Source organism: uncultured Bradyrhizobium sp., assembly GCF_936928535.1.
In the GTDB taxonomy this organism is placed as follows: domain Bacteria; phylum Pseudomonadota; class Alphaproteobacteria; order Rhizobiales; family Xanthobacteraceae; genus Bradyrhizobium.
Genome location: NZ_CAKZHY010000051.1, coordinates 1 through 3711 on the forward strand (window position 1 = coordinate 1; position 3711 = coordinate 3711).

The window sequence follows — 3711 nt, forward strand, 5'->3', positions numbered from 1 at the left end:
ATCATCGACAGATGAGCCTCAGTCTATGCTAATCGCCCAACCGGACAGTCGTGGGCTTGTCCCGGGCATCCACGTTCTTTGTCCCAGAGTTAAGTCGTGAATGGCCGGGTCAAGCCCGGCCATGACGGTGTGGAGGCAGCAGGGGCCCTCACACCCCCGCCATCATCACGTATTTGATCTCGACATATTCTTCCATGCCGTGGCGCGAGCCTTCGCGACCCAGGCCGCTTTCCTTGACACCGCCGAACGGGGCGACCTCTGTCGTGATGAGGCCGGTGTTGACGCCGACCATGCCCGATTCCAGCGCCTCGGCGACGCGCCAGACGCGGCCGATATCGCGGGAGTAGAAATAGGAGGCGAGGCCGAACGGCGAGGCGTTGCACATCGCGACGACATCGGCTTCGTCCTTGAAGCGGATCACGGGCGCGAGCGGGCCGAAGGTTTCCTCCTGGGAGACCAACGAGTCCGGGTTCACATCGGCGAGCACGGTCGGCTCGAAGAAGGAACGGCCGAGCTCGCTGCGCTTGCCGCCGGTCACCACCTTGGCGCCGCGCTTGACCGCGTCTGCGATGTGACGCTCGACCTTGTCGACCGCCTTCATGTTGATCAGCGGCCCTTGCGTGACGCCGCTCTCGGTGCCGTCGCCGATCTTCATCGCCGCAACCTTCGCCGACAGCTTCTTGACGAACTCGTCGTAGATCTTGTCCTGGGCGTAGAGGCGGTTGGCGCAGACGCAGGTCTGGCCCATGTTGCGATACTTCGAGACGATCGCGCCTTCCACTGCCGCGTCGACATCGGCATCGTCGAACACCACGAACGGCGCGTTGCCGCCGAGCTCGAGGCCGAGCCGCTTCACACCGACCGAGGCCTGCTGGTAGAGGATCTTGCCGACCGCGGTCGAGCCGGTGAAGCCGACGAATCGCACGGCCGGATGCTCGCACAGCACCTTGCCGATCGGCGGCGCGTCACCGGTGATGATGTTGAGCACGCCCTTGGGGATGCCGGCCTTTTCGGCGAGCACCGCCAGCGCCAGCGCCGACAGCGGCGTCTCGTTGGCGGGCTTGAGCACCACGGTGCAGCCTGCGGCGAGTGCCGGCGAGACTTTTCGGGTGATCATCGAGTTCGGGAAGTTCCACGGGGTGATGGCGCCGCAAACGCCGATCGGCTGCTTGATCGCGAGCAGGCGCGCATCGGGCCGCTGCGTCGGGATGGTCTCGCCGTAAACGCGGCGCGCTTCTTCCGCAAAGAACTCGATATAGGCGGCGCCGATATCGACCTCGCCGAGCGCTTCCGACAGCGGCTTGCCCTGCTCGGAGGTCAGGATCAGCGCGAGGTCCTCGCGGTTGGCAATGATCAGCTCGAACCATTTGCGCAAAATGTTGGAGCGCTGCTTGGCGGTGTGCTTGGCCCAGGCCGGAAACGCGCGTTGGGCGGCTTCGACCGCCCTAGTGGTATCGTCGGCACCAAGCTGCGGGACTTTGGCGATCTCGACCCCGGTCGCGGGATTGTTCACGGCGAATACAGGCGTGCCGACCCAGGCACCGTCGATATAGCAGGCCTCCTTCAGCAGCGACGGGTCCTTCAACCGGTCACGCAGGGTGGCGGTGGCGTGCTGGGCGCGAGCGGCGGCGGTCGAGGTCATGGCGTTACTCCCTGGGGGCTTTCAGGATCGGCCCGGAATATAGGGATATCAGGTGCGCAATGCACCGTCCCGCAACGCACAGCTGATGGGAGCTAAGCTGAGAGCGGTCGCCTTGCCTCTCCCCGTGGGAGAGGTGTGGCACCGCCGACTCGGAGACGATCAGGCCGCGCCGCTCATATAGGTCTCGCGCCGGCCGATCATGCGCTCGGCCGCGGCCTTGGCGCTGGCCTTCGAAGAGGTCGCGCAAGTCCGGTATTCGAGATCGGGTGCGTCGGAGGTATCGCGGCGTCCGAACCAGGATTTTGAGCCGACCGGCAGCAGCGCCAGCGCCTGCGCCAGATTGTCGACCGCGCCGAATGAATAGAGGGCGCCGGTACCGGCGATCCGCACCTCATATATGCCAGGCGAGATCGGCGCTTCCAGATTGTCGCCCCGTCCGGCACGGGGATAGCGCTTCCATTCGCTCCAGGTCGAAATCATCTTTAAGTCCCCTCGCGACCGATGGAGGCCGCCAATTGCACAAATCCGGACGTCAGCCGCCAATCGGGCCACGAGCTGAACGCCGCAGCGCACAAAATGTTTCAAGTGTTTCAAACACGCGAAGCATATCGCCTGGGCCTATCCAAGGTCACGGCTCGTTGCGGCCATCCACCGCAGATTGTGAAGAAGTGTTGCAGATCAGTGGTCCCGCTTGGAGCGCAGAGCGTCAAGTCACGACATCGCGACCAGAGGCTGCATATCGACACGCTTGCCGCACGCGCCCTGCGGGAGGACAATCCTGATACTTCCAACAATAATCAAACCGGAGGAAACGCTGATGCAAAGCAAAGCCCAGATCGACGAGATTCTGCGCAAGACAAGCGACGCCAAGGAGATTCCCGGTGTTGTTGCGATCGCCGCCAGCGGCAACGAAATTCTGTATCAAGGCGCGTTCGGCAAGCGCGACCTGTCCAAGCCCGATGCGATGACGATGGATAGCGTCTTCTGGATCGCATCGATGACGAAGGCGGTGACGTCAGCGGGCGCGATGCAGCTGGTCGAGCAAGGCAAGCTGTCGCTCGACGCGCCGATCGGCTCACTGCTACCCGATCTCGCCAATCCGCAAGTGCTGGAAGGCTTTGGCGCCACGGGCGAGCCAAAATTGCGGCCTGCGAAAAGAGCGATCACGCTGCGCCATCTCATGACCCACACCGCCGGCTTCTGCTACGATATGTGGAACGGCGACTTCGCGCGCTACATGGAGAAAACAGGCACGCCTGGCATCATCACCTGCCTGAACGCCGCGCTGAAGACGCCAGTGATGACCGATCCCGGCACGCGCTGGGAATACGGCACCAATATCGATTTCGTCGGCAAGGCGGTGGAGGCCGCCAGCGGCAAGAAGCTCGATGCCTATTTGCGTGACAGTCTGTTTGCGCCGCTCGGCATGGGCGACACCGGCTTCAAGATCAGCGACGACATGCGCAAGCGCCTCGTCGGCATGCATGCCCGCGGCGAGGACGGCCAGCTTGCCGCGATGCCGTTCGAGCTCGAGCAGAACCCTGAATTCCACATGGGTGGCGGCGGCCTCTATTCGACCGCGGGAGACTACATCAAGTTTACGCAGATGATCCTGAACAAGGGCCGCGGCAACGGCAACCAGGTGCTGAAGCCAGAGACGATCGCCATGATGGGACAGAACCAGATGGGCGATCTCAACATGACCAAGATGACGACCGCAGCGCCGCCTTACACCAACGACGTCGATCTCTATCCGGACCAGGTGAAGAAATGGGGCCTTAGCTTCATGATCAACACCGCCAAAACAGCGGAAGGCCGCAGCGCCGGCAGCCTTGCCTGGGCGGGCCTTGCCAACACCTTTTACTGGATCGACCCGGCGCGCGACGTCACCGGCGTGATCCTGATGCAGCTGCTGCCGTTTGCCGACGCGAAATGCCTGCAGGCCTTCGCGGGATTCGAACGCGGCATCTATGCCGGGCTCGATGCCCGAAGCGGGCAGAAGGCGGCCTAACCCCTTAGGGTTCAGACTCAATTGATCCAATAGGCGACAATGGCGGCGATGTGGACCG

Annotated in this window: 3 protein-coding genes; 1 reads left to right on the plus strand and 2 read right to left on the minus strand. The window is 63.2% G+C overall.

What is annotated here, in order from left to right; translation table 11 throughout:
• Positions 1-148: 148 nt before the first annotated feature.
• On the minus strand, positions 149-1642 hold the full coding sequence (locus Q0687_RS06005; protein ID WP_298873410.1) for an NAD-dependent succinate-semialdehyde dehydrogenase: 1494 nt from the start codon (positions 1640-1642) through the stop codon (positions 149-151).
• 159 nt (positions 1643-1801) lie between these two features.
• The gene (locus Q0687_RS06010) at positions 1802-2122 is read right to left on the minus strand and encodes a hypothetical protein (RefSeq protein ID WP_298873433.1); all 321 of its coding nucleotides are present in this window, start codon (positions 2120-2122) and stop codon (positions 1802-1804) included.
• A 337-nt stretch (positions 2123-2459) separates the two neighbouring features.
• Here Q0687_RS06010 and Q0687_RS06015 point away from each other — a divergent pair, with 337 nt between their 5' ends.
• On the plus strand, positions 2460-3653 hold the full coding sequence (locus tag Q0687_RS06015; protein ID WP_298873435.1) for a serine hydrolase domain-containing protein: 1194 nt from the start codon (positions 2460-2462) through the stop codon (positions 3651-3653).
• Positions 3654-3711 lie beyond the last annotated feature (58 nt).

What these genes read in the sequence shown, in the direction of transcription:
- Q0687_RS06010 (WP_298873433.1), bottom strand. Translation starts at nt 2,122, where the DNA reads ATGATTTCGACCTGGAGCGAATGGAAGCGCTATCCCCGTGCCGGACGG.
- Q0687_RS06015 (WP_298873435.1), top strand. Translation starts at nt 2,460, where the DNA reads ATGCAAAGCAAAGCCCAGATCGACGAGATTCTGCGCAAGACAAGCGAC.
- Q0687_RS06005 (WP_298873410.1), bottom strand. Translation starts at nt 1,642, where the DNA reads ATGACCTCGACCGCCGCCGCTCGCGCCCAGCACGCCACCGCCACCCTG.